The following is a 4,935-nucleotide window of genomic DNA, read 5'->3' as shown; positions in this document are numbered from 1 at the left end:
GCGGGCTTCCCGCCTCCGGTCGACGGCGCCCCGAACCCGACGACCACGCCACCGGGAGGCGGCCCGGAGGAGCCCGAGCCCACCACGGCCGCGCCGACGACCGAGCCGCCGGAGGCCGTGGAGCGTACGTTCACCTCGGACGGTGGCTCGGTCCGGGCGACCTGCCCGAGTGCTTCCACCGCGAAGCTGCTGTCCTGGTCCCCGACCAAGCCGTACAAGGTGAACGACGTCGACGAGGGACCGGGGTCGAGTGCCTACGCGGTCTTCAAACACGGCAACCGGCTGGTGCGGCTGACTGTCACCTGTTCGGGTGGAATTCCGTCGGTGGACTGAGACGAGGGATCACCCCGTCCACCGGCAGGGTCGGCACGTCGACCGTGATCGTCTCCGGGTAGATCAGGCCCGTACCCGTGTTGAGCACGACCACGCTGTCGGCCGCGCCGATGAAGCCGCTCTCGCGCAGCTGCCGGGCGGCGGCCAGGCAGGCCGCCCCCTCCGGGCAGATGAAGGTGCCCTCGTCGCGGGCAGCGAGCAGCTGCTCGGCCAGCAGCGCCTTGTCGCTGACGGCCACCGCCGTACCGTCGGTTGCGCGCACCGCCTCCAGGACCAGGAAGTCGCCGAGTGCCTTGGGCACGGTGATGCCGAAGGCGATGGTCTTCGCGTCCGGGTACGGCCGGCTCACGTCGGCGCCCTCCTCGAACGCCTCCACGATGGGTGCGCACCCCTCGGCCTGCACCGCGACCAGCCGGGGCAGGTCCGCGCCGATCCAGCCGAGCTCCTGCATCTCCCGCAGGGCCTTGTAGATGCCGATGATCCCGACGCCGCCGCCGGTCGGGTACAGGATGACGTCCGGCACCCGCCAGCCGAGCTGCTCGACGATCTCGTACCCCATGGTCTTCTTGCCCTCGAGCCGGTACGGCTCCTTGAGCGTCGACACCTCCTGGTAGCCGGTGCGCTCGCGGACCGCCGCGTTGATGAGCTGGCCGGCGTCACCGATCAGCCCGTCGACGAGATACAGCTCGGCGCCGGTGGCCACGCATTCCGTCCGGGTGATCGCGGGCGCGTCGACCGGCATCGCGATCAGGCACGTCATTCCGGCCCGGGCGGCGTAGGTGGCCCAGGCCGCTCCCGCATTGCCGTTGGTCGGCATGGCCACCCCGGTGACGCCCAGCTCGGCCGCCCGGGAGACACCCACCGCGGCCCCGCGGGCCTTGAAGGATCCGGTCGGCACCAGGCCTTCATCCTTCATGAGCAGCCCGGGTACGCCGATCCTGGCACCGTAGCGCGGCAGCGGCAGCAGCGGCGTCATGCCCTCGCCGAGGGTCACGAGCCGGCCGGGGTCCCGGACGGGCAGCATCTCGTGGTAGCGCCACAGGGTCGCCGAGCGCGCGGCGAGCGATTCGCGGGTCAGGGTCCGGCCCGCCCGCTCGATGTCGTAGCGGGCCAGCAGCGGTACGCCGGCCTCGCTGACTCCCTGCACCACGTCCGCGTCGTAGCGGGCGCCGGTGCGGGAACACTCCAGGTGGCTCAGTGCGGAGTAGGTCATGGTGATCAGCTTGCGATGTCCCGCGCGGCCGGGGGTGACCGGGGTGACGGCCGCGGCGTAGATGCCTTACGGTGATGCAGTCGTTGCATTCGGTGATGGGGGATAACTTGTGCTCCGCCGCTGGCACCTGATCGTGCTCGTCGCCCTCGCCGCCCTCGCGCTGGCCTGCGAGGGAGCCGGAACTGCCGCCCCGGAGCCCACCGGCACCGCCAAGGGCCTGCCGGCGTCCATGGGGGCGCTGGGCGACTCCATCACGGCGGGCTACGGCACCTGCTTCACCCTGGTGGCGTGCAGCCGCAACTCGTGGTCGACCGGCAGCAGTGCCGGGGTGGACAGTCACTACCGGCGGATCCGCGAGGCCAACGGCGCGATCAGGGGCAACGCCGAGAACTACGCCGCACCGGGGGCCCGGGCTCGCGATCTCGCCGGCCAGGCCGGCCGGGCGGTCGACGACAAGGTGCAGTACGTGACCGTCCTGATCGGCGCCAACGACGCCTGCACCGGCCGGGTCGCCGACATGACCACGACCAGGACCTTCCGCAAGCAGGTCGACACGGCACTGGCCCGGCTGAAGAAGGGGCTGCCGAAGGCGCGGGTGCTCGTGGTGAGCATCCCGAACATCTACCGGCTGTGGCAGCTGGGCCACGAGAACGAGCGTGCCGTACGGGCCTGGAACCGCGGCGTCTGCCAGTCGCTGCTGGCCCGGCCCACCTCGACCGCCAAGGCCGACGACGAGCGCCGCCACCAGGTCGAGGACCGGGTGGACGCGTACAACCGGGAGCTGGAGGCGGCCTGCGAGAAGTACGGCCGCAAGTGCCGCTGGGACGGCGGTGACGCGCACCGGGTCCGCTTCTCCCTCGACCTGGTCAACGAGATCGACTACTTCCACCCCGACGTCGAGGGCCAGAACAAGCTCGCCGACGTGACCTATCCGGGCCGCTTCAACTGGTGACGGGCTTGCGGGCCACTCCGCCGTAAACGGAGACCTGGGCGTCGGTCGGCTCGCCGTCGGGGTTCGGGCCGTCCGGGCGCCAGCGGTTGACCAGTTCGAGGCCCGGCTCGGCCAGCTCCAGACCGGTGAAGAAGCGGGCGATCCGCTCCCGCGGGCGCACCTGCATGGTCACCCCGGTACGCCGGTAGATCGCCGCCACCCGCTCCCACGCCTCCGGCGCGAAGTCACCGGTCAGGTGGGACAGCACCAGGTGGCTGCCCGGGGGCAGGGCTGCCAGCAGGCGCGCGACGATGTCGTCCGGGTCGTTGTCGTCGCCGATGAAGTGCAGTATCGCGATCAGCAGCAGACCCACCGGGCGGTCGAGGTCCAGGGTGTCGCGCAGCTGCGGGGCGTTCAGGATGGAGTCCACGTCGCGCAGGTCGGCGTCGAGATACTCGGTGCGGCCCTCGGGGGTGCTGGTCAGCAGGGCGCGGGCGTGGGCCAGCACGATCGGGTCGTTGTCGACGTAGACGATCCGGGCGGCCGGGTTCACCTGCTGGGCCACGTGGTGCACGTTGGGGGCGCTCGGGATGCCCGTACCGATGTCGAGGAACTGGTCGATGCCGCGCTCCGCGGCCAGGAAGCGGACCGCCCGGCGCAGGAAGGCACGGTTCTCCCGCGGTGGCGTGCGGCTGGCCGGATTGGCCTTGATGCCCTGCTCGGCGGCGGCGCGGTCGGCCGCGAAGTTGTCCTTGCCGCCGAGCAGGTAGTCGTAGACCCGGGCCGGATGCGGGCGGTCGGTCTGCAGGTCGACGGGCGGCTGGGTCTGCTCCATGGACAGGATCGTAGAGGTTCGATGCGCTCAGGGCCGTACCGTCCAGTCCTGGATGTCGATCTGGCTGCCGCCGTAGCGCGGCGCGAAGATGCTCAGCACGCCGAGCGTGCGCAGCCGCTCGTGGTCGACCAGCGGGTCCGAGAAGTAGATCGCGCCGGAGGTGTAGCGCAGCGTCCAGTCGGTCCAGCCGGAGGCCTTCGAGGCCGTCTCGATGTGCAGCCTGCGGGTGCTGGAGTCGCCGCTGGCGACGTAGAGGTTGTCCGCCGCGTCGACCGCGATGTCACCGCGGCTGGAGCGCTCCAGGAAGGGCGTGTAGGTCTGGTGCCAGACCTTCGACGCCTTGTCCCGCCAGTAGTGCACCAGCACCGCCTTCTCCCGGGCCGCGGTGAAGTCGCTGTTGCTCGGGGCCGACGCGGGCAGGTGTGAGGCCAGCACGTGCACGATCCCGGCCTTGTCGACCACCTGCGACTCCTGGTTGATCAGGCCGCGGTTCTGGCCGATGGCCCAGACCCGCAGCCCGGCCGCGTCGGAGATCAGCGGCGCGCTGCCGGTGGTCGCGATGACGGTCCCGGCGTTGTTGCGCCAGGTACGGCCGTCGTCCTTGCTGTACGCGTAGAACAGGTCATGGTTGGTGCTGGCGTTCGACGTCTCCCGCACCGTCCACGTGGCGTGCAGCAGGCCGGTGCTGTCGTACTCCAGCCCGAACAGGTACGCGTTGTTGTTGGCCGTGGTGCCGTCGATGAACCGCCCGACGGAGCTCCACGTGCCGCCCGCGTACTCGTAGAGGACCTCGTCCCCGGCGCCGCTGGTGCCGGTGCGCAGGGCGAGCTGCAACTTGCCGGCCGGGGTGGTGAGGAACTGCGGGTACGTCATCGTCGGCATGCCGGCCCCGGTCAGGCTGGTGACCACCGGGCCGAAGCTGCTCGTGGACCAGGCCGCCGTGCCGGGCGAGGTGGCCAGCCCCGCGATCGACCGGCGGTAGCGCAGCACCGAGGAATGCATGTCGAAGGCCAGGTGGATGGTGCCGTCCTGGCGCGAGATGCCGATGCTGATCGTGTTGTGCGAGTCGGTGGAGGTCGTCGCGTAGTCGGTGAGCCGCAGGTTCTGCCACCCACCGCCGGGCAGCTGCCGCCGCGAGAGGTTCACATAGCCGCTCTGGTCCCAGAACGCCGTGTACTGCCAGCCCGCGACGGTGGTGATGCCGTCCTGCTGGAACGACTCGCCGTTCATGTAGCCGGTGTAGGTCAGCGCGGTGCGGCCGGTGGTGGTGAGCACGGTGACCGAGCTCTGCGTGACCGTGGGCGCCGCCGCCAGGGCGGGGGAGCCCGCGAGTGCGGTGGCGAGGATCAGGATCACGGCGGTCATGAATCGTTTCATCGACGCCCTCGAAGACTTCGCTGGTGCTCGGGAAGGTTTCGCCGACGTTAAGCCCCGGTCCCGCAGACAGTCAAGGGCGTCGATATCCTCGGTCAGGGGGTGGCGTCGAGGGCCCGGTGCAGCGCGTCCACGATGGAACCACGGTCGGCGCCGGCCGCCCGGGCCCGCCAGACGTAGTCCTCGGCGGCCCGCCGCAGCACCGACTCGTCGTCCGCCGGATCGGCCGGCCGGGCCGGGTCGTCGGCC

4 protein-coding genes and 1 pseudogene are annotated in these 4,935 nt (G+C 71.1%); 2 read left to right on the top strand and 3 right to left on the bottom strand.

Annotation, left to right across the window (positions count from 1 at the left end; genetic code table 11):
* A pseudogene (locus AB0C29_RS33460) lies at positions 1-333 on the top strand (septum formation initiator); the annotation flags it as partial.
* Here the strand turns inward: AB0C29_RS33460 and AB0C29_RS33455 are convergent.
* A complete protein-coding gene (locus tag AB0C29_RS33455) occupies positions 299-1,546 on the bottom strand; it encodes a threonine synthase (protein WP_360828798.1) in 1,248 nt (415 codons plus the stop codon). The pseudogene AB0C29_RS33460 and the gene AB0C29_RS33455 sit on opposite strands and share 35 nt — an antisense overlap.
* Before the next feature lie 109 nt (positions 1,547-1,655).
* Between AB0C29_RS33455 and AB0C29_RS33450 the strand changes: the two genes are divergently transcribed.
* Positions 1,656-2,498: an SGNH/GDSL hydrolase family protein gene (locus tag AB0C29_RS33450; protein ID WP_360828795.1), complete on the top strand. Its 843-nt coding sequence runs from the start codon at positions 1,656-1,658 to the stop codon at positions 2,496-2,498.
* Here AB0C29_RS33450 and AB0C29_RS33445 read toward each other — a convergent pair.
* A complete protein-coding gene (locus AB0C29_RS33445) occupies positions 2,488-3,312 on the bottom strand; it encodes an SAM-dependent methyltransferase (RefSeq protein WP_360828792.1) in 825 nt (274 codons plus the stop codon). The two genes, AB0C29_RS33450 and AB0C29_RS33445, sit on opposite strands and share 11 nt — an antisense overlap.
* A 27-nt stretch (positions 3,313-3,339) precedes the next feature.
* A complete protein-coding gene (locus AB0C29_RS33440) occupies positions 3,340-4,677 on the bottom strand; it encodes a BNR repeat-containing protein (protein WP_360828789.1) in 1,338 nt (445 codons plus the stop codon).
* Between the last annotated feature and the right edge of the window lie 258 nt (positions 4,678-4,935).

Origin of the sequence: Actinoplanes sp. NPDC048791, assembly GCF_040650095.1 — a bacterium.
GTDB lineage: Bacteria > Actinomycetota > Actinomycetes > Mycobacteriales > Micromonosporaceae > Actinoplanes.
Note: the sequence above shows the minus strand (reverse complement) of the source record. Positions and strands in the feature narration are given on the sequence as shown.